At 65.7% G+C, this 18,390-nt stretch carries 16 protein-coding genes; 7 read left to right on the forward strand and 9 right to left on the reverse strand.

The window, feature by feature from the left end:
* Positions 1 to 3 precede the first annotated feature (3 nt).
* Positions 4 to 1,203 (forward strand): acetate/propionate family kinase, encoded by a 1,200-nt coding sequence (locus tag A7X65_RS29645; protein WP_063691982.1) that lies wholly within the window; start codon positions 4 to 6, stop codon positions 1,201 to 1,203.
* Between the two features lie 110 nt (positions 1,204 to 1,313).
* Here the strand turns inward: A7X65_RS29645 and A7X65_RS29650 are convergent, their stop codons facing one another.
* Positions 1,314 to 2,153, reverse strand: a complete 840-nt coding sequence (locus A7X65_RS29650) for an RMD1 family protein (protein ID WP_063691985.1) — start codon at positions 2,151 to 2,153, stop codon at positions 1,314 to 1,316.
* 322 nt (positions 2,154 to 2,475) lie between these two features.
* On the opposite strand from A7X65_RS29650, the gene A7X65_RS29655 reads away from it, so the two are divergent.
* Entirely contained in the window at positions 2,476 to 3,051 is a 576-nt protein-coding gene (locus A7X65_RS29655) for a glycosyltransferase family protein (protein ID WP_063691989.1), read from the forward strand.
* Between the two features lie 62 nt (positions 3,052 to 3,113).
* Positions 3,114 to 4,043, forward strand: coding sequence for a bifunctional helix-turn-helix transcriptional regulator/GNAT family N-acetyltransferase (locus A7X65_RS29660; RefSeq protein ID WP_063691992.1), 930 nt, complete (start codon positions 3,114 to 3,116; stop codon positions 4,041 to 4,043).
* A 190-nt stretch (positions 4,044 to 4,233) separates the two neighbouring features.
* On the opposite strand, the gene moaB is transcribed toward A7X65_RS29660, so the two are convergent.
* Together moaB and ypfJ are read right to left on the reverse strand one after the other, a co-directional pair.
* The gene (gene moaB, locus A7X65_RS29665; RefSeq protein ID WP_063691994.1) at positions 4,234 to 4,797 is read right to left on the reverse strand and encodes a molybdenum cofactor biosynthesis protein B; all 564 of its coding nucleotides are present in this window, start codon (positions 4,795 to 4,797) and stop codon (positions 4,234 to 4,236) included.
* Positions 4,798 to 4,996: 199 nt separating this feature from the next.
* A complete protein-coding gene (ypfJ, locus tag A7X65_RS29670; protein WP_063691997.1) occupies positions 4,997 to 5,944 on the reverse strand; it encodes a KPN_02809 family neutral zinc metallopeptidase in 948 nt (315 codons plus the stop codon).
* 415 nt (positions 5,945 to 6,359) lie between these two features.
* Here ypfJ and A7X65_RS29675 point away from each other — a divergent pair, with 415 nt between their 5' ends.
* The 3 genes from A7X65_RS29675 to A7X65_RS29685 all read left to right on the forward strand — a co-directional run bounded on the left by A7X65_RS29675 (position 6,360) and on the right by A7X65_RS29685 (position 8,817).
* On the forward strand, positions 6,360 to 7,490 hold the full coding sequence (locus tag A7X65_RS29675) for a site-specific DNA-methyltransferase (protein WP_063691999.1): 1,131 nt from the start codon (positions 6,360 to 6,362) through the stop codon (positions 7,488 to 7,490).
* A 180-nt stretch (positions 7,491 to 7,670) separates the two neighbouring features.
* Positions 7,671 to 7,997, forward strand: coding sequence for a hypothetical protein (locus A7X65_RS29680; protein ID WP_063692002.1), 327 nt, complete (start codon positions 7,671 to 7,673; stop codon positions 7,995 to 7,997).
* Between the two features lie 133 nt (positions 7,998 to 8,130).
* Complete coding sequence (locus tag A7X65_RS29685; protein ID WP_063692005.1) at positions 8,131 to 8,817, forward strand: glutathione S-transferase family protein; 687 nt, start codon at positions 8,131 to 8,133, stop codon at positions 8,815 to 8,817.
* A 71-nt stretch (positions 8,818 to 8,888) separates the two neighbouring features.
* Here A7X65_RS29685 and A7X65_RS29690 read toward each other — a convergent pair whose 3' ends face one another.
* From A7X65_RS29690 to A7X65_RS29710, 6 genes are all read right to left on the reverse strand, one after another.
* Positions 8,889 to 10,898 carry a HAMP domain-containing methyl-accepting chemotaxis protein gene (locus A7X65_RS29690; RefSeq protein ID WP_063692008.1) on the reverse strand — a complete coding sequence of 670 codons (2,010 nt, stop codon included), beginning with the start codon at positions 10,896 to 10,898 and terminating at the stop codon, positions 8,889 to 8,891.
* 285 nt (positions 10,899 to 11,183) lie between these two features.
* On the reverse strand, positions 11,184 to 13,193 hold the full coding sequence (locus tag A7X65_RS29695) for a methyl-accepting chemotaxis protein (RefSeq protein WP_063692010.1): 2,010 nt from the start codon (positions 13,191 to 13,193) through the stop codon (positions 11,184 to 11,186).
* Positions 13,194 to 13,433: 240 nt separating this feature from the next.
* Positions 13,434 to 15,977 (reverse strand): HWE histidine kinase domain-containing protein, encoded by a 2,544-nt coding sequence (locus tag A7X65_RS29700; RefSeq protein ID WP_063692013.1) that lies wholly within the window; start codon positions 15,975 to 15,977, stop codon positions 13,434 to 13,436.
* A complete protein-coding gene (locus A7X65_RS29705) occupies positions 15,974 to 16,558 on the reverse strand; it encodes a biliverdin-producing heme oxygenase (RefSeq protein WP_063692015.1) in 585 nt (194 codons plus the stop codon). The genes A7X65_RS29700 and A7X65_RS29705 overlap by 4 nt, the downstream gene beginning before the upstream one ends.
* A gap of 123 nt (positions 16,559 to 16,681) precedes the next feature.
* Positions 16,682 to 16,849, reverse strand: coding sequence for a YjiS-like domain-containing protein (locus A7X65_RS43645; RefSeq protein ID WP_082885102.1), 168 nt, complete (start codon positions 16,847 to 16,849; stop codon positions 16,682 to 16,684).
* A 50-nt stretch (positions 16,850 to 16,899) separates the two neighbouring features.
* Entirely contained in the window at positions 16,900 to 17,343 is a 444-nt protein-coding gene (locus A7X65_RS29710) for a nuclear transport factor 2 family protein (RefSeq protein WP_063692017.1), read from the reverse strand.
* A gap of 90 nt (positions 17,344 to 17,433) precedes the next feature.
* Here A7X65_RS29710 and A7X65_RS29715 point away from each other — a divergent pair, with 90 nt between their 5' ends.
* Positions 17,434 to 18,354, forward strand: coding sequence for a LysR family transcriptional regulator (locus tag A7X65_RS29715; protein WP_063692020.1), 921 nt, complete (start codon positions 17,434 to 17,436; stop codon positions 18,352 to 18,354).
* Positions 18,355 to 18,390: the final 36 nt, after the last annotated feature.

Below are 18,390 nucleotides of genomic sequence, written 5' to 3' on the forward strand. Positions count from 1 at the left end.
GCGATGCCGACGCCGGAGGCGGTCCTCGTTCTCAACAGCGGCTCGTCGAGCATCAAGTTCGGGCTGTTCGACATTGCGGCGGCCGAGCCCGTCCTGCTGTGCAAAGGCCTGCTCGACGAGCACGAGGACAAGCCTCGGCTCACGGTGAGGAGTCCCGCGGGCGAGACCCTGTTCGACAAGCAGCGCGCGAGCGCCGATACCGACGGCGGCCATCTGTTCGCCGATGTGCTTGGCTTCATCGAGGACCGGTTCGGTGCAGGCAGCTTGCGCGCGGCCGGCCATCGCATCGTCCACGGCGGTCCGGATTATTCGGCACCCGTCATCCTGACGGACGCCGTCCATGCAAAGCTGGAGGCGCTGACGCCCCTGGCGCCGTTGCACCAGCCGCGGTCCCTTGCGCCGATCCACGCCATCTCGGCGATCCGGCCCGAGCTGACGCAGATTGTCTGCTTCGACACCGCCTTCCATCACGGCCTCGCACCGCCCGCGAGCCGCTTCGCCATTCCCCGCCGCTTCGAGGCGCGAGGCATCCGCCGCTACGGCTTTCACGGCCTCTCATTCGAATATGTCGCGGGGCGCCTGGGCGGGATCGCGCGGGAGCTCGCCGCTGGGCGTACCGTCATTGCGCATCTCGGCAATGGCGCCAGCCTCTGCGCCTTGCGCGGTGGCCAGAGCGTTGACACCACGATGGGGCTGACGCCGCTCGACGGCCTCGTGATGGGCACGCGCTGCGGCACCATCGATCCCGGCGTGCTGCTCTACCTGCAGCAGCACGAAAAGATGTCTGTCGAGGATCTCCAGCACCTGCTCTATCACGAGTCCGGCCTGCTCGGCGTCTCCGGCCTCTCCGCGGACATGCGCGAGCTGCTCGCGAGCCGCGAGATCGCGGCGCGGGAGGCGGTGGATCTATTCGTCCTTCGCGCGGCGCAGCAGATCGCAATGATGGTGACCACGCTTGGCGGGCTCGACTGTCTGGTCTTCACCGGCGGCATCGGCGAGCATGCCAAGGAGATCCGCAGCGCGATCGGTGAGCGGCTGGCATGGCTCGGCGTGCGGATCGATGCGGCCGCGAATGACGAGGCGCGCGAGCGGATCGGCGGCGAAGACAGCATGGTCGAAGTGTTCGTGATCCCGACGAACGAAGAACAGGTGATAGCACGGCATTGCGTCGCGATGCTGCGGACGAGAAGTCAGGTATCGTAGGGTGGGCAAAGCGAAGCGTGCCCACGACTTATGTCGCGCGGGCACGGCGCAAGTGCGCCTTTGCCCACCCTACGATATCGGACTCGCGGAGAGATGCTTCCTCCCCCTCCCTAATGCGTCCCCGACAGGATCTGGATGCACCCGATCACGACCTCGATCACGATCAGCACCACGACCGCGATTTCGAGGCGGAGCGAGCGCTGGGTGTCGATGATGTCGGTGAGTGCGTTCGCGGTCTCCGACACCGCGGTGAGCTTGCGCTCGAGCGTGTCGAGGCGCTCCTTCAGCTCGTACTCGTCCTCGAGGCGGGCATAGAGCCGGTCGAGCTGGGGCTTTTCCCAGAGCACATCGGGCTTCTCGGCCACGGCTACGCGGCCGGCGACGCGCTGCTGGACGAGAAGCGCGTTGCCGATCAGCCGCAAGATGCCCTTGCGGCGGCGCGGCGTGCGGCCGTGCTCGGCGAGTTCGCGCGCAAAGGGCTCGATCACGTCGAACACCGCGGCGACCCGCCGCTCGTCGCGCGCCAGCGACGTGCTCTTGGCGAGCGCGTCCGCAACCAGCAGCAAGCGTTCGTCGGAGAATTTGGCAAGGCAGATCGGACCGCCCGGCTGGATCGCCTCCGAGTTTTCATCCTTGCAGAGCTGCGCCTGCGCGGTCTCCTCCTCGTAGGGGCTGAGCTCGCCGATCACGCGGGATTTGAGGCTGTCGATCAGCACCTTCTCCTCCGACGGGAGCAGGCCGATCAGCACCACGACGCCGTAGCGGAAGATCACGGCAAGACCGGCATGGACTCGGAAGGCGGCCGGAGTGGACGACACCAGCGTGCCGAGCTCGAGGTTGGACGCATTGATGCGGTCGCCCAGCATCAGCGCCCGGATCCGCAAGGTCGGTGCCGTGTCCGGCTTCTGCGACGGCGTCGGCGCGCTTACGGCAAGTTGATCGGCATTCATGCAAGACCTCGTCAGCAACGTGGATTGCAGGCTTTTCCCGTCCCCGCCCCGCTCGCATCCTCCACATGCAGGATTGCGCTCGCCTGCATCCCGCGCAATATCGCCGTCGAACTCCGTGAAACTACCGTGAAGGCGAGCTCGCGCCGAAATATTCGGCAACAATGCGACCCTGCAGGGGACATAATCGGATGCGATGGCTCCGACAGTTTACCATCGAACCGCGAAGCCCCGCCGAAAAGTTGCACTCGGCAGTGCCGCGTGTTTATGACAACATCATAACGAATTACGCTTCTCCCGAAGTGCGGACATCGAAGCCTCGACCATGTTGAGCGTCATCATACCGACCGAAGGCGTCGAACAGACGGCGGTCGCAACTCTGGCCGCGCTGGTACCCGGCGCCGCCGCCGGCATCATCCGGGAAGTGCTGCTGGTCGACGGCACGCGCAACGGGGTCATCGAGCGCGTCGCCGACGTTGCCGGCTGCCGTTTCATCGGCTTCGAGGGCTTCTCACAGGGCGCAGCGCTCGCCGCCGGCGCGCTTCAGGCCCGTTCGCCCTGGCTGATGTTCCTCCCCGCAGGCGCGGTGCTGGAAACCGGCTGGATCGAGGAGACCACCCAGTTCATTCAGGCCGTCGCGAGCAGCGGACGGGATCGTGCGGCCGTGTTCCGCTATGCGCGCTCGCCTTACGTCGATACCAGCTTCCGCGACATGCTCCGCGCCGTCGCGCGCAAGCTGGTCGGCCCGCTCGGCGATCAGGGATTGTTGATCGCGCGTGACCATTACGACCGGATCGGCGGCTACCCGCCCCAGGCCCGCCGCGCCGAGGCGCGGCTGCTGCGCCGGCTCGGCCGCTCGTCCCGCACCATGCTGCGCAGCCGGATCGTCATGGTCGGCTGAGCCCACCTATTACTTGCCAAAGTCAAATAATTATTTGACAATGGCAAGTATCGAGGTGAGCCATGACAATCAACGGCACAGAAGACCCCATCGCAGCGGTCCGCGCCTTCAACCGCTTCTACACCCGCAAGCTCGGCGTGCTCGACCAGCACCTTGGCAAGACCCCGTTCTCGCTCAGCGAGGCGCGGGTGCTCTATGAGCTCGCGCATCGCGACGACCTTGCTGCGAAGGAGATCGGAAACGAGCTTGGTCTCGACCCCGGCTACCTCAGCCGCATCGTCCAGAGCTTCGACGAAAAGGGGCTGATCACGCGCACGCCGCTGCCCGCGGATCGCCGGCAATACCAGCTCAGCCTCACCGCCAAGGGCCGCCAGACCTTCGCCAAGCTGAACCTGAGCTCGCAGAACGAGGTCGCCGCGATGCTGGCGCAGCTGTCAGCCGACGATGCAGCGCGGCTCACGCAGGCCATGGCGACCATCGAGGCCACGCTGGAGCAGCGGCCAGGCCGGCCCGCGGCTGTCATGCTGCGCAGCCATCGCGTCGGTGACATGGGCTGGGTCATCTCCCGGCAGGGCGCCGCCTATGCCGCGGACTACGGCTGGGACATCAGCTACGAGGCGCTGGTCGCCGAAATCTGCGCGCAGTTCATCAGGAACTACGACCCCGCGCGCGAGCACTGCTGGATCGCTGAAGTCGGCGGCGAGCCGGTCGGCTCGGTTTTCCTGGTCAAGGCCACGGACGAGATCGCCAAGCTCCGCCTGCTGCAGGTGGAGAAGAAGGCGCGCGGGCTCGGCGTCGGCCGCGCGCTGGTCGAGCAATGCATCCATGGCGCCCGCGAGCGGGGCTACCGCAGGATGACGCTGTGGACCCAAAGCATCCTGGTTGCCGCGCGCGGCATCTACAAGAGCACCGGCTTCGAGCTCGTGAAGGAAGAGAAGCACCACAGTTTTGGTGCAGATCTGGTGGGCGAAACGTGGGAGCGGGATCTCTGACGTTCTTGCTGCGGGCACGATGCGCATGAATGTGCCCTCGCCCCTTGCGGGAGAGGGCTGCGACGCTGGTAGACACAAGCTCACTTGGGTGAGGGGTATGTCTCCGCGCACGCCGTGCCGATAGATACCCCTCATCCGGCGCTTCGCGCCACCTTCTCCCGCAAGGGGAGAAGGAAAGAAGCACCCGCGCTTACACCGTCGCGCCCTGCGCCTTCGGCCTTCGCAGGTGCTCGTCCAGCCGCGGCATGATCTCGACGAAATTGCAGGGGCGCGTGCGGTAGTCGAGCTGGGCCTTGAGAATGCCGTCCCAGCCGTCGCGGCAGGCGCCGGGCGAGCCCGGCAGGCAGAAGATGTAGGTCGCCCCCGCAACGCCCGCGGTGGCGCGGCTCTGGATCGTGGACGCGCCGATCTTGGCGTGGCTCAGCATGTGGAAGGCGATCGAGAAGCCGTCCATGCGCTTCTCGAACAACGGCTCGATCGCCTCCGGCGTGACGTCGCGCCCCGTGAACCCGGTGCCGCCGGTGGTGATGACGACGTCGACACCGCTATCGGCGATCCAGCGGCGGATCACCGCACGGATCGCCTCGACATCGTCGGTGACGATCTCGCGCGCGGCGAGGCGATGGCCGGCCTCGGTGAGGCGGTCAGCGAGCGTCTGGCCGGATTTGTCATCCGCCAGCGCGCGCGTGTCGGACACGGTGAGCACCGCGATGTTGAGCGGGATGAACTGTTTTGACTCGTCGATCGAGGCCATAGCTCTTTCCTCTTGTGTCCCGGCGCGATGCAGCACCATTAGCGCGGTTACGCGCGTCTTAGACGCGCTATGGCGGTGCGTCGCAGAGCCGGGACCCATTCTTAAGGGACGTGAGAACCGGCAAGCAATATGGGCCCCGGCTCTGCAGCGCACCGCTGAAGAAGCGCTGCGCTGCGTCCGGGGCACGAGACCTTCGTCCCTAAGACCCGCCGCCGAACGTGTTGCAGGCCTGGACGGTGCCCTGCTGATAGCCGGTCATGAACCATTGCTTGCGCTGCGCGGCCGAGCCGTGGGTAAATGAGTCAGGCACCACGCGGCCGGTGGCCTGGCGCTGCAGCGTGTCGTCGCCGATGGCGCTTGCAGTGGTCAGCGCGGCGTCGATGTCGCCGGGCTCGAGGAAGTTCGGACGCTTCTTGGCCTCGCGGTTGACCCAGACGCCGGAGAGACAATCCGCCTGCAGCTCAACCTTGACCTGGAGCGCGTTCGCTTCGGCCTTGCTGCCGGCCTGCTGCTGCAGCCGCGTCACGCGCGGAATGATGCCGAGCAGATTCTGGATGTGATGGCCGGCCTCGTGCGCGATGATGTAGGCGGTAGTGAAATTGCACGCCGACTTGCCCGAGCAGCCGCGGAAGCGCGTCTCGACCTCGCGGAAGAAGCTGGTGTCGAGGAAGATGGTGCGGTCCGGCGGGCAGTAGAACGGGCCCATCGCCGACTGCGCCATGCCGCAGCGGCCGCCATTGGTGGCGTTGCGGAACAGCACAACCTTCGGACCGGTATAGTTCTGCCCGCTGGCCTGGAAGATCTCGCTCCAGCGGTCGTCGATCTCGCCGAGGATGCCCGCGATCATGCTGCCCACCTCGTCGGTCGGCGCGCCGCGCTTGGCCGAGTTCGAGGACGACTGGCGGTCGGTCTGGTAGCTCGGGGCCTGGCCGCCGCCGGTGAGGATCTCGGCGCCGCCGATCAGGATGCGCGGATCGATGCCGAAGGCATAGCCGATCAGGCCGAGCACGATGATGGTACCGATACCGAGGCCGCCGCCGCCCATCGGCAGGCCGAACCCGCCGCCTCCGCCGCCGCCAAACCCGCCACCACCCTCGTCGCGACGATCCTCGACGTCGTCGCTTCGGCGGAAATCATCGTAGCGCATGGCGGGCTTCCCTTGAGGTCCTCGATTGGCGTCGTCCGGGCGCAGGAGCGCGAAAGCTCAACGCGCCACATACGTAAAATTTCCGTTGCCTTTATCAATATCGTGCTCGGCAAAAATTGCCTAGTGCGACAGCATGCGCCTGCCAGCAATTTTTTCCGAGGGACAAGCAATTTTTTCCGAGAGAAATTTGGACTCTTTTGGGCACCGGCGCTGCTCTCACGACACGCCGAAACGCGAAATCCACTGCAAAACACGGCAAATGCGAGCAGCAACCAATGCGCGAAGCGCGGCGCGCGGCCTGCTCACGAAAGCGGCGGGTTAAGTCGATTTTTACTTTGCCGCTTCAATGTAACGGTCAGTCGGTTGTTTGGTCCCGCGTCGCCGACAGCGTCGCCTGAGTCAGAGTTCTTGAGTCATGGTAGAGTCGCGTCGCGGGGCGTCTGTAAGGGCGCCCCGCACAAACTTTGAGTCTGCATCGCATCGCATCATCATCGGTGATTGCGTCGCCGAGATGTCGAAGCTTCAGGCTGGTTCGGTCGATCTGGTGTTCGCAGATCCGCCGTACAATCTCCAGCTCAAGGGCGATCTCAAGCGCCCTGACGAATCCCACGTCGATGCCGTCAACGACGACTGGGACAAGTTCGATTCATTCTCCGCCTATGACGATTTCACCCGCGCCTGGCTGCTTGCGGCCCGCCGCGCGATGAAGCCGTCGGCGACGATCTGGGTGATCGGCTCCTATCACAACATCTTCCGCGTCGGCGCGATCATGCAGGACCTCGGCTTCTGGCTCCTGAACGACATCGTCTGGCGCAAGACCAACCCGATGCCGAACTTCCGCGGCCGCCGCTTCACCAACGCGCACGAGACCATGATCTGGGCCGCGCGCGACGAAAAGGCCAAGGGCTATACGTTCAACTACGAGGCGCTGAAGGCCGCCAACGAGGACGTGCAGGCACGTTCCGACTGGCTGATCCCGCTCTGCACCGGCGAGGAGCGCCTCAAGGGCGCCGACGGCAAGAAAGTGCATCCGACGCAGAAGCCGGAAGGCCTGCTCGCGCGCGTGCTGCTGTCCTCGTCGAAGCCCGGCGATCTCGTGATCGATCCCTTCAACGGCACCGGCACCACGGGCGCCGTCGCCAAGCGCCTCGGCCGCTCCTATATCGGCTTCGAGCGCGACAAGACCTATGCGAAGGCGGCGGAAGCCCGCATCGCCGCGGTCGAGCCGCTGCCGGAAGCAAGCCTTGCCCCGTTCATGACTGCGCGCGAAGCCCCGCGCGTCGCGTTCTCCGAGCTGATCGAGCGCGGCATGATCATGCCCGGCACGAAACTGTTCGACGCCAAGAAGAAGCTTGGCGCGCTGGTCCGTGCCGACGGCGCCATCATGTTCGGCGACAAGGTCGGCTCGATCCACCGTATCGGCGCCGTGGCACAAGGTGCACAGGCCTGCAACGGCTGGACCTTCTGGCATGTCGAGACCAAGAAGGGTCTCAAGCTGATCGACGAGCTGCGTGCGGAGATCCGCGCCGGGATGGGAGCGGAGTAATTTCCCTCCGCTCTCACAGGTCCCGTAGGGTGGGCAAAGCGAAGCGTGCCCACGTCCTGTCCAATTGATGCGAAGACGTGGGCACGGCGCTTCGCGCCTTTGCCCACCCTGCGGCACCTTGAACGCCGCCCCGGCCAGGACTAGATTCGCCCGATCAGCCCCGTCCTGATCGGTCCTCCCATGCGACGACAGTCCGAGACCTTGCTGCTGGTGCCGCTGCTGCCGATCTTCCTGCTCGGCATGTTTCCGATGTTCCTGATCGCCCTGCTCGGGTTTTTCGGCCTCGCGCTGTTCGGCGTGCTGGTGGCCTGCGTCGGGCTCGCCAGCAGCAACGAAGCGCACGACAATTTCAATCACGACGTCATCGTCCACGGCTATGCCCGGGGATCGGAGCGCAAGGCGCGCGCCTCCGACATGCATCTCGCCACCCGGCTCGGGCTGCGCCTCGAGGCGGTCGGCGCGGCGATGGTCGTTACGGCGGCGCTCGGCCTTTGTTACGCCGGCTGATCTGCGTGGCGCGCAGATACCGCCCGGCAAACTCGCCGGTTGCCCTCTCCGACGAGGTTCAGGCAAGAGAGGGAACACCAGCGGCAATGATGCCGCGCTTGCTCTCGGCCAACGAACACTGGGGAGTTGATTGATGCTCAAATTCTATTTCAACGGTTCGCCGAACCCGACCAAGGTTGCGCTCTATCTGGAAGAATCCGGTCTGCCTTTCGAGCCCGTGAAGATCGACACCCGCAAGGGTGAGCAGTTTTCGCCGGAATTCCTCAAGATCAACCCGAACGGCAAGGTGCCGGCGATCGACGATGGCGGCACGATCGTGTTCGACAGCAATGCCATCCTGCTCTATCTCGCCGAGAAGACCGGCAAGTTCCTGCCCGCCGCCAATGTGCGCGGCGAGATGCTGTCATGGCTGATGTTCGTCGCCACCGGCGTCGGGCCCTATTCGGGCCAGGCCGTGCACTTCAGGCACTTCGCGCCGAAGGACCAAAATCACGACTACGCCCATAACCGCTACCAGTACGAGACCGACCGCCACTACAAGATCCTCGACGCTCACCTCAACGGCCGCAAATACATGGTCGGCGATGCCTATTCGATCGTCGACATGGCGCTGTGGGGCTGGGCGCGGATGGTGCCGTTCAAGCTCGGCGACGACGCCTTTGCACGCTACCCGAACGTGAAGCGGCTGGTGGACGAGATCTCGGCGCGGCCAGCAGCCGGCCGCGCGATCGCGCTGAAGGACAAGTTCACCTTCAAGGCCGAGATGGACGACGAGGCGCGGAGCAACATGTTCAAGCACATGACGACCAAGGTCGCCTGATCCCGCCACGCCTTCACGACGCCTTCAATTCAGGTCCACGCGCATGCGCGTGGACCTTTGCTTTTAGGTCGTCAGGCGGCGTGGACCGAGTTCAGGAATTTTGCGACTTCCTGCTTCAGGCGGTTGCTGTCCGAGGACAGCGAGCGCGCCGCCGACAGCACCTGCGAGGAGGCCGAACCGGTCTCGGAGGCGCCGCGCTGCACGTCGCCGATATTGGTCGAGACGCGCTGGGTGCCGCGGGCTGCCTGCTGGACGTTGCGGGAGATCTCCTGCGTCGCCGCGCCCTGCTGCTCCACGGCCGCCGCAACCGTCGAGGAGATTTCCGACAGCCGCTCGATGGTGCCGCTGATTTCCCTGATGGAGCCGACCGACTGCTCGGTGGCGGCCTGGATGCTGGAAATCTGCTGGCCGATCTCGCCGGTCGCCTTCGCCGTCTGCTCGGCGAGCGCCTTCACCTCCGAGGCGACCACGGCGAAGCCACGGCCGGCTTCGCCTGCGCGCGCCGCCTCGATGGTGGCGTTGAGCGCGAGGAGATTGGTCTGACCGGCGATGGTGTTGATCAGCTCGACCACATCGCCGATGCGGGCGGCGGCCTTGGACAGTTCCCCGACGCGCTCGTTGGTCCTGCTGGCCTGCCCCACCGCCTCGCTGGCGATGCGGGCGGATTCCTGCACCTGCCGCGCGATCTCGCTGACCGAGGACGAGAGTTCTTCAGTGGCCGAAGCAACGGCCTGAACATTGGCCGAGGCCTCCTGCGAGGCGCTGGCGACTTCCGTCGACAGGTCCTGGGCGCGCGTCGCAGTCGTCGTCAGCGTGCCGGCGGAGGCTTCGAGCTCGTTCGACGCCGACGACACGGTGTTCACGATCTCGCCGACCGCCTGCTCGAACTGGTCGGCGAGCCTGACCATGTCCTGCTTGCGGTTCTCCGCCTGCCGCGCCTCGACCTCGACCTGCTCGTGGCGCAGGCGATCGGTCTCGACCATGCTCTCCTTGAACACCTGGATCGCCTTGGCCATGTCGCCGATCTCGTCGCGATTTCCACGGCCGGGAATCTCGACCTTGAGATCGCCACCGGCCAGCCGCCCCATCGCGCGGGTCATCGTGGCCAGGGGACCGACGATGCTGCGGGCAATCAGGAAGGCAACGATGCCGCCGAACAGGATCGCAAGGCCACCGGCGACCTCCTGGATCCAGGTCGTATTGGCAATGACGCCATCGGCGGCCGCGCGCGACTTCTGATAATCGGCCTTGAGCCCGGTTTCCGCGACCTTGAGCCTGTCGACGCTTTCGCCGATCAGCGGCGCGATATTGTTGCGGTAGACCTCGTCGGCCTGGAGGATCGCCGCGGAGGTGGTCTCGAAGGCCGCCTTGTAGGCCGCAAGCGAGGTCTTGATCGGCCCGAGCGCGGCCTTGACCTCGTCAGGCAATCCCTCCTGCTCCAGCGTTGTGAGGCGCTGCTGCGCCCGTTCGACATTGGTGCGGAACGTCGCCGGTCCCTTGGCGTCGCGCACGGCGAGGAAACGCCAGTTCGCGACGCGGACCAGCAGGATCTTGGCTTCGAGCTCGGTCACGAAGGCGCTCACGTAGGAGTCGCCGGTCGCAGTGGCCGCAGCGACCACCTTGCTGGTGTTGGCAGTCAGTTCGTCGCCGCCGGCGAGCAACGTGGCCTTGCCCTTGGTGGTCGCGTCGATGGCGGCGCCCATGCGCTCGCGCAGGGACTTCAGCTTCTCGATGTCGCTGGTGAGGCCGTTGTAGATCTTGAGCCGCTCCTCGGAGACGGTCGATTTGGCCGCGGCCTTCAACAGCTCAACCGTTGCCGTTTCCCGTTCCGCTGCCTCCTTGAAGGCCGGCGCATCGGCGTCATAGATGTAGCGCAGATTGGCGCGCCGGAGCGCCTGGAGGTTGATCGAGATTTCCTGGACGCGCGCGGTGTTGTCCGAGAGAGTGGACAGGCGTGCCATCTGGTCCTGGACCGCCCACAGATTCCAGACCGCGACCGCGGCCATCACCAGGCCAAGGCCCACGAGAACCGAAAATCCGGCGTAGAGACGCCCCCGAATTCCCAAACGCAAGCTCGGCATCGCTGTCACCCATCGCAGCAGGAAAGAGAAAGCAGCCGACGCCCCTCTCGGGATTGCAACGGTGGCCCGCCGCAACCACGCCCTCGAGAATCGTGCTGCACTGCTCACAGTGCGCAACAATTGTTAATTGAGGCTGTATTTTACCGGTGCCGAATACGGAGAAACGACGAAGTCATCGTCAGCTCCGGCAATGCTGAGCAATAAAGCGGCAGCGCGATCAGTGCCTGATCGCGCGCAATCGTCTTGAAAGGCCACGCGCATGGGCGTGGCCTTCTGCTTTTGATGTCAGGCGGCGTGGACCGAGTTCAGGAATTTTGCGACTTCCTGCTTCAGGCGGTTGCTGTCCGAGGACAGCGAGCGCGCCGCCGACAGCACCTGCGAGGAGGCCGAACCGGTTTCGGAGGCACCGCGCTGCACGTCGCCGATATTGGTCGAGACGCGCTGGGTGCCGCGGGCCGCCTGCTGGACGTTGCGGGAAATCTCCTGCGTCGCCGCGCCCTGCTGCTCCACGGCCGCCGCAACCGTCGAGGAGATCTCCGACAGCCGCTCGATGGTGCCGCTGATCTCCCTGATGGAACCGACCGACTGCTCGGTGGCGGCCTGGATGCTGGAAATCTGCTGGCCGATCTCGCCGGTCGCCTTCGCCGTCTGTTCGGCGAGCGCCTTCACTTCCGAGGCCACCACCGCAAAGCCGCGGCCGGCTTCGCCCGCGCGCGCGGCCTCGATGGTGGCATTGAGCGCGAGGAGATTGGTCTGGCCGGCGATGGTGTTGATCAGCTCGACCACGTCGCCGATGCGGGCGGCGGCCTTGGACAATTCGCCGACCCGTTCGTTGGTCCTGCTGGCCTGCCCCACCGCCTCGCTGGCGATGCGGGCGGATTCCTGCACCTGGCGCGCGATCTCCGAGACCGAGGAGGACAGTTGCTCGGTCGCGGAGGCAACGGCCTGCACGTTGGCGGTCGCCTCCTGCGAGGCGGACGCAACTTCCGTGGAGAGATTCTGGGCGCGCGAGGCGGTTGCGGTCAGCGTGCCGGCGGACGCTTCGAGCTCGTTCGATGCCGACGACACGGTGTTCACGATCTCGCCGACCGCCTGCTCGAACTGATCGGCGAGCTTGACCATGTCCTGCTTGCGGCTCTCGGCCTGCCGCGCCTCGACCTCGACCTGCTCGTGACGCAGGCGCTCGGTCGCGACCATATTGTCCTTGAACACCTCGATCGCCTTGGCCATGTCGCCGATCTCGTCGGCCTTGCCGCGGCCGGGAATCTCGACCGCCAGATTGCCGCCGGCCAGGAGGCCCATCGCGCGCGTCATCGAGGTCAGCGGACCCACGATGCTGCGGGCGATCAGGAAGGCGACGATCAATCCGAACAGCGTGGCAAGTCCGCCCACGACCTCCTGCATGGACGTGGTGCCGTCGATCGCGGCCTCGGCCGCGGTGCGCGACTCCTTGTAGTCCTTCTTCAGGGTGGTTTCGGCGGCCTTGAGCTTGCTGATGCTGTCGACAATCAGCGGCGCGAGGTTCTTGTGGTAGATCTCGTCGGCCTGAAGCATCGCCGCCGACGTGGTCTCGAACGCGGATTTGTAGATTCCGAGCGCGGTCTTCACCGGGGCGAGCGTGGTGCGCAACTCGCTCGCCTGCGGGCTCTTTTCGAGCGCCGAAAGGCGCTGCATCGCCCGGTCCACATTGGTCCTGAAGGCGGCGGGTCCCTTGGTGTCGCGCAGGGCCAGGAAACGCCAGCCGGAGATTTGAACCTGAAGCAGCCTGGATTCGAGGTCCGCGACGAGGGCCGCGGTGTCCTCATCGACCGCTACGCGCGCCACGTCGACCAGCTTGCCCATCTTGACGGTGAGCTCGTCGCCGCTCGGCAGCAGCGTCGCTTTGCCGGTCCGCGCCTCGTTGACGGCGTCCCCGAGATTGTCGCGCTGGCTCCGCATCTTCGCGATGTCGCCGATGAGGCCTTCGTAGAGCGCGCGCCGCTCCTCGGAGGCCGTTCCCTTGGCCCCGACCTTCAACAGCTCGGTCGCCGCGGTTTCACGCTCCGCAGCCTCCTTCATCGCCGGTTCGCTGGCGTCATAGATGTAGCGCAGATTGGCCCGCTGGATCGCCTGGAGATGGGTCGATATCTCGAGCACGCGCGCCGTGCTGTCCGAAAGCGCCGATTGCTTGGCGACCTGATCCTGTACGGCCCGCAAATTCCAGACGGCGACCACCGCCATCACCAGACCGACGACCACCAGGGCCATGAAGCCTGCGTACAGGCGTCCCCTGATCCGCAAACGAAACTTCGGCATTCCCATTCCACCAGATGCATGCGACTTCGAGCGGCCGAACCCGTTCGACGATCGTCAGCGGCCACCCCGGCAGCCGCGTCTCGCATCTTTGCGATCCACGCTGCACCGCGACACAATGGAGGACACTCGTTAATTGAACCTTCCAATTTTTCGCGCAGACTGTTTGCCACGCTCACAACTTATGCTGATTTTATAGCCAGAAGCCGCCGCTCGCGCCTGGCTGTCAACGATCGGCGGCCGTCAGGCGCTGGCCTGCGTCATTTTGCCGAGCGCGTTCTCGACCACTTCCAGCGTGTAGGGCTTCTGAATCACCGGCGCCGAAGCGAGATCCACCGGGATCGGTGCACGCTCGCCATAGCCGGTCGCGAAGATGAAGGGCACACCGATCTCCTTCAGCCTCTGCGCCACCTTGATGCTGCTCTCGTTGCCGAGGTTGAGGTCGAGCAGGGCAAAGCTCGGGCGGGTGCGCTCGATCGCCCGCAGCGCCTGATCGACGCTTGCGGCGGTGTCGACGTGGCGCGCGCCGAGGTCGAGCAGGATCACCTCCGCCGCCATCGCGATAATGAGATTGTCCTCGACGATCAGCGCCGTGTCGGAAATCCGCGGACGGGCGGCTTCTTGTTCTTCTATGCGCATGGCGGCTCCCGCAATGGATGGCACCAGTTCGACGAAGTTCGGGGGAATGACGAATTTGGCCTGGACCCCCAACAGATCGAAGCGGATCTCGGCCTCGCCCTTGAGGTCGAACGGCACGGAGCGTTCGATGATGGTGGTGCCGAAGCCGCGCCGCGAGGGTGGCTGCACCGGCGGACCGCCGCTTTCCTTCCACTCGATCACCAGGCTCGAGCTCGGGTCGAGCTTCCAGACCACCTCGACCTGGCCGGTGGAATCGGCGAGCGCTCCGTATTTGGCGGAATTGGTCATCATCTCGTGCACGACGAGCGCGAGCGTCGCGAACGCCTTGGGATCGAGCGCCACGTCGGGCCCGCCCATCTTCACGCGCCCGGCGCGTGCGCCGAGATAGGCGCCGGCCTCGGATTCGACCAGGCTTCGGAGCGCGACCGGCGCCCAGTTCAAATTGGTGATCTGGTCGTGGGCACGCGCCAGGGCCTGGATGCGGCCGCCCAGCACGCCGGCGAACTCCTCCACGCTGGTGGCCGTGTCCTTGCTCTGCGCCACCAGCGCGCGGACGAGGCTCAGGATGTTGCGGACGCGATGATTGAGCTCGGCAATCATCAGTTCCTGCCGCTCCTGCGCGCCGCGGCGCTCGCGCGCAGCAAGGTCGGACAGTTGCAGGATCACTTCGAGCAGCGTGACGCGCAGGCTCTCCGCGATACGGATATCGGCCGTCGACCACGGCTTCGACTGGCCCGCGACCGTCTCCTGCCAGAGCTCGAAGCTCTTGCGCGGGGTCAGGCGCGGCCCGTTCGGCCCCTCCTCGTAGACCTTGTCGGCGGCGCCGGCCCAGTTCACGGACCGCGTGACCTCGCGGCGGAAGAAGATCAGGCAATCGCGCGGGGTTCGCGAGATCGGAATGGCGAGAAAGCCTGCGGCGCGGTCGCGGAAGGACTGGCCGGCGGCATAGACCTTGGCGATCTCGGCACTGGCGAAGATCCGGCCCGGCGAGGTCCGGTTGATGAAGGCGACGAGATCCTTCACCTCCTCCTCGGTCGGGGTCTCCCCCTGCAGCGCGATCTTGTTGTCGGACCAGACCGCGACGCCGTCGCAGTCGATCATCTTGCGATAGTCGCCGAGGAAATCGACGATTGCGCGCCGGCTGTGCTCGTGCGAGGCCGCGGTCTCGATCAACCGCTCTTGGACCTGATGGGCACGGCTCTCATAGGCGACGTCGCCCTCGCGCTCGCGTCCCTCCACGATCCAGGAGAACATCTGGCCGAACAGCTCGGCCGCCGTACGCTTCTCGAACGAGATGTAGCGCGGCGAGTAATGGTGGCAGGCGAACAGGCCCCAGAGCTTGCCGTCGCGCAGGATCGACACCGACATCGAGGCGCCCACGCCCATGTTGCGGAGATACTCGATATGGATCGGCGAGACCGAGCGCAGCACGCTCATCGAGAGATCGAGCAGCCCCGCATTGTGCGTGGCGGTCGAGACCAGCGCGGCGGGCGTTGCATTGATGTCGGCAATGATGCGCAGCCAGTTGCGCTGATAGAGAATGCGGGCCTGCTTGGGAATGTCGGAGGCCGGATAATGCAGGCCGAGGAAGGATTCGAGCCCCGTCTCTGCGGTCTCGGCGATGACCTCGCCCGACCCGTCCGGATGGAACTGATAGACCATGACGCGGTCGAAGCCGGTCAGCACCTTGAGCTGCCGCGCGGCTTCGCGGGCGAGATCGCTCATGCCGCGCGTCTTGCGGACGCGCTCCAGCATCAGGCGGACGAGCTCGCCGGAATTGACGCCGGGCTCGTTCACACTCGGCTCCGCCTCGATGACGAGATAGGCGGCGGAGAAATGAATGGAGACGTCGTAAGGCGGCTTGCCGGCCTGGAGCTCGACGCCGAACATGCGCTCGGTCGCATCGGGACCGCTCAGATGATCGACGCGGCTGCGGATGGTCTCGACCGCGGCGTCCGTGAAAACGCGCGACAGGGGTTGCTGCAAGAGGTCGGCGACATCCGTCCCGAGGAAGCTGCCGGCATTCTCCGAGGCCATGCAGATCGTGAAATCGGAGAACACCGTGAGCAGGAAGCCGTAGGGCTGCACGCTGCCGGGAACGTGGATCGGCTCGCGATCGCAATTGGTGAGATTGACCGCCTCGTTCATGCGCGGTCCGCCGCCTGCTCAAACGCGGCGAAGGCCAGGCGCGCCGCCTCGATCGCTTCGTCCTCGTCGCAACTTCCGTCGTCAGCGAGCTTCGACAGAAAGCTCTGCCAGAGCCGCTTGCCGGTGCCGTGGCTGAGATAGGCGGTCGCCTCCCCGACGCGCGGATCGGCGGAATCCGCGACCGTCTTGAGAAGGAATTTCGCCCCGAGCCTGGAGCCTTCCAGCACATACATCGTGCCGAGCACGCCGCTCTGCGTCAGCGGCGAGACCCGAACGGCCCATGGCATGGCGCTGCCGAGGCGGCCGAGGTCGGCCGCGATCGCGGCACTGCGCGACCGTTCCGGCCAGTCCGGAAACATCCTTGCGACGCCGGCGTCGACGAGCGCAGCTTCGAGCGGCAGCAGGGCGGCGGCACTGGCTTGCAGGAAGCGGCGGTAACCGGAAAAAACCGTGAGATCGATCGCCGAGAGCTGCGCGTCGAGCTCGCGATGCGCAGCCGACGTTGCATCTCTTAACCGTTCGCGGAGTCCGGAGAAGCTGCGGCCCACCTGCGTTGAAACGTCCGAAGCCCCAGCCAGCATGAAATTCCCGAGAACGCAGGTTGCCACGGGCGCGATTGCGCCCGGAAACCAAGGGAACGCCGACGGAACGCAAAGGTTCCCGCCGGCGATGGCGCCTCGGATGACGCGGACGGTCAGTGTCCTCTATTTCCGCCGGATGGGCTTCTTGAGCTCGTACTCGATCTCGGACCGGGACATCCCGAAATCCTGAAGCTCCCGCTCGGTCATCGCAGCGAGCTGGCACCGGACCCGGGAGCGCTTTCGCCTGATGCGCAGGCGGTCCACCAGCATCCGCCAGGACCGCGCGAGCATCCCGGGCTGTGAACAGCGATGGCCGGTGGACGCGACATCGTCCAACCGGGTCAGCTCGCGGCTCTTACGGGCGCTTGCGGAAACGGGCCAAGCGCCTTCTCGGTGAGGACCGAGTCGCAATATTCGCGGATCTCCTTGATCTTGCCGTCCTCCAGACGAAACACCAGGCAATAGTCGTTGTCGTAACGCACGCCCTCGGGCGTGACGTTGTCGCCCTTGGCTTCCACCACGACGATGTCGCCGTCGGCGATGAAGCGGTGGGCCACGGTGCGGGTCCGGTCGCGCAGGCGGGTGCGCACATAGCCGTGCAGGTCGTTGAGGATCGCCTCCTTGCCCGCGAAGGTGCGGGACCAGGAATACTGGCCGGTCACGACCCATCTGGCATCGTCGGCCAGGCTTGCGGTGAACAGGGAGCGGTCGCGCACGGCCGGATCGGCGCTGGCGGCGGCGGCGAAAATGTCCTGCAGCAGTTTCTTGTTGGCGCTCGCACTCATGGCGGCATCTCCTTTGGTGAGTACGGAGAGATCATCGCTGCAGGTTGATAATTCTTCAAATCGATAGCTGGTATGATATGTATTCATTTCATGAATTTGACTTCGCTCGACCTCAACTTGCTGACCGCACTGGATGCGCTGCTGCGCGAGGCCAATGTCAGCCGCGCGGCCATGAGGATCGGCCTGTCGCAGCCGGCGACGAGCCACGCGCTGCAACGCCTGCGCGACATCTTCGGCGATCCGCTGCTGGTGCGGACCGGCGCGCGGATGGAGCTGACGCCGCGGGCGCAGGCCCTGCGCGCGCCGCTGGCGCAGGCGCTCGACCAGGTCCGCGGGCTGTTCGTGCCCGAGGAATTCGATGCCGCGCGCAGCGAGCGGCAATTCCGCCTTATGATGCCGGACCTCGCGGTCGAGCTGTTGATGCCGCCCTTGATGGAGAAGGTGACGCGGGCCGCCCCCAACGTCCGCATCGACGTCGTGCCGTGGCGGGGGTCGGCGATCTTCCATGCCGAGTTCGCCCGCACCATCGATCTCGTGATCTCGATCGGCAATGGCTTCAAGGGCTTTCACCGCCAATTGCTCTACACCGACAGCGACGCGCTGGCGGTGCGGCGCGGCCATCCGATGGCCGCGAAGCTGAAGCGGCGCGAGACCTTCCAGGCCGCCCGCCATGTCGGCGTAATCATTCGCGGCGGTGCTGAGGACCTGATCGACACCTGGCTGCGCACCAAGGGCATCAACCGCCACATTTCACTGGTCGTGTCAGGCTACCTCGAGGCGCTGCACGTCGCCGCCCGCACCGACCTCGTCGCCTTCGTGCCGCGCCGGCTGATCGCCGCGCTGTCGAAGCAGCTCGGGCTCGTTGCGGTGACGCCGCCGCTCGACCCCGGGATCGACGAGCAGTTCATGTTCCATCCGACGCGCGCGCAGATGGACCCCGGCTCGATCTGGCTGCGAAGGCTGATGCTGGAGACAGGGCGGGAGCTGGAGCAAGCCGGGCGCAAGTCGTAGCTCCCGTAGGGTGGGCAGAGCGAAGCGTGCCCACCA

The sequence above is a fragment of the Bradyrhizobium stylosanthis genome (assembly GCF_001641335.1).
Lineage (GTDB): Bacteria > Pseudomonadota > Alphaproteobacteria > Rhizobiales > Xanthobacteraceae > Bradyrhizobium > Bradyrhizobium stylosanthis.

Bases quoted from the DNA above. Each gene is read 5' to 3' on its own strand.
- A7X65_RS29695 (WP_063692010.1), bottom strand. From the start codon at position 13,193: ATGCCGAAGTTTCGTTTGCGGATCAGGGGACGCCTGTACGCAGGCTTC.
- A7X65_RS29645 (WP_063691982.1), top strand. From the start codon at position 4: ATGCCGACGCCGGAGGCGGTCCTCGTTCTCAACAGCGGCTCGTCGAGC.
- A7X65_RS29675 (WP_063691999.1), top strand. From the start codon at position 6,360: ATGGTAGAGTCGCGTCGCGGGGCGTCTGTAAGGGCGCCCCGCACAAAC.
- A7X65_RS29680 (WP_063692002.1), top strand. From the start codon at position 7,671: ATGCGACGACAGTCCGAGACCTTGCTGCTGGTGCCGCTGCTGCCGATC.
- ypfJ (WP_063691997.1), bottom strand. From the start codon at position 5,944: ATGCGCTACGATGATTTCCGCCGAAGCGACGACGTCGAGGATCGTCGC.
- A7X65_RS29700 (WP_063692013.1), bottom strand. From the start codon at position 15,977: ATGAACGAGGCGGTCAATCTCACCAATTGCGATCGCGAGCCGATCCAC.
- A7X65_RS29650 (WP_063691985.1), bottom strand. From the start codon at position 2,153: ATGAATGCCGATCAACTTGCCGTAAGCGCGCCGACGCCGTCGCAGAAG.
- A7X65_RS29690 (WP_063692008.1), bottom strand. From the start codon at position 10,898: ATGCCGAGCTTGCGTTTGGGAATTCGGGGGCGTCTCTACGCCGGATTT.
- A7X65_RS43645 (WP_082885102.1), bottom strand. From the start codon at position 16,849: ATGCTCGCGCGGTCCTGGCGGATGCTGGTGGACCGCCTGCGCATCAGG.
- A7X65_RS29705 (WP_063692015.1), bottom strand. From the start codon at position 16,558: ATGCTGGCTGGGGCTTCGGACGTTTCAACGCAGGTGGGCCGCAGCTTC.
- A7X65_RS29685 (WP_063692005.1), top strand. From the start codon at position 8,131: ATGCTCAAATTCTATTTCAACGGTTCGCCGAACCCGACCAAGGTTGCG.
- A7X65_RS29655 (WP_063691989.1), top strand. From the start codon at position 2,476: ATGTTGAGCGTCATCATACCGACCGAAGGCGTCGAACAGACGGCGGTC.
- A7X65_RS29710 (WP_063692017.1), bottom strand. From the start codon at position 17,343: ATGAGTGCGAGCGCCAACAAGAAACTGCTGCAGGACATTTTCGCCGCC.
- A7X65_RS29660 (WP_063691992.1), top strand. From the start codon at position 3,114: ATGACAATCAACGGCACAGAAGACCCCATCGCAGCGGTCCGCGCCTTC.
- A7X65_RS29715 (WP_063692020.1), top strand. From the start codon at position 17,434: ATGAATTTGACTTCGCTCGACCTCAACTTGCTGACCGCACTGGATGCG.
- moaB (WP_063691994.1), bottom strand. From the start codon at position 4,797: ATGGCCTCGATCGACGAGTCAAAACAGTTCATCCCGCTCAACATCGCG.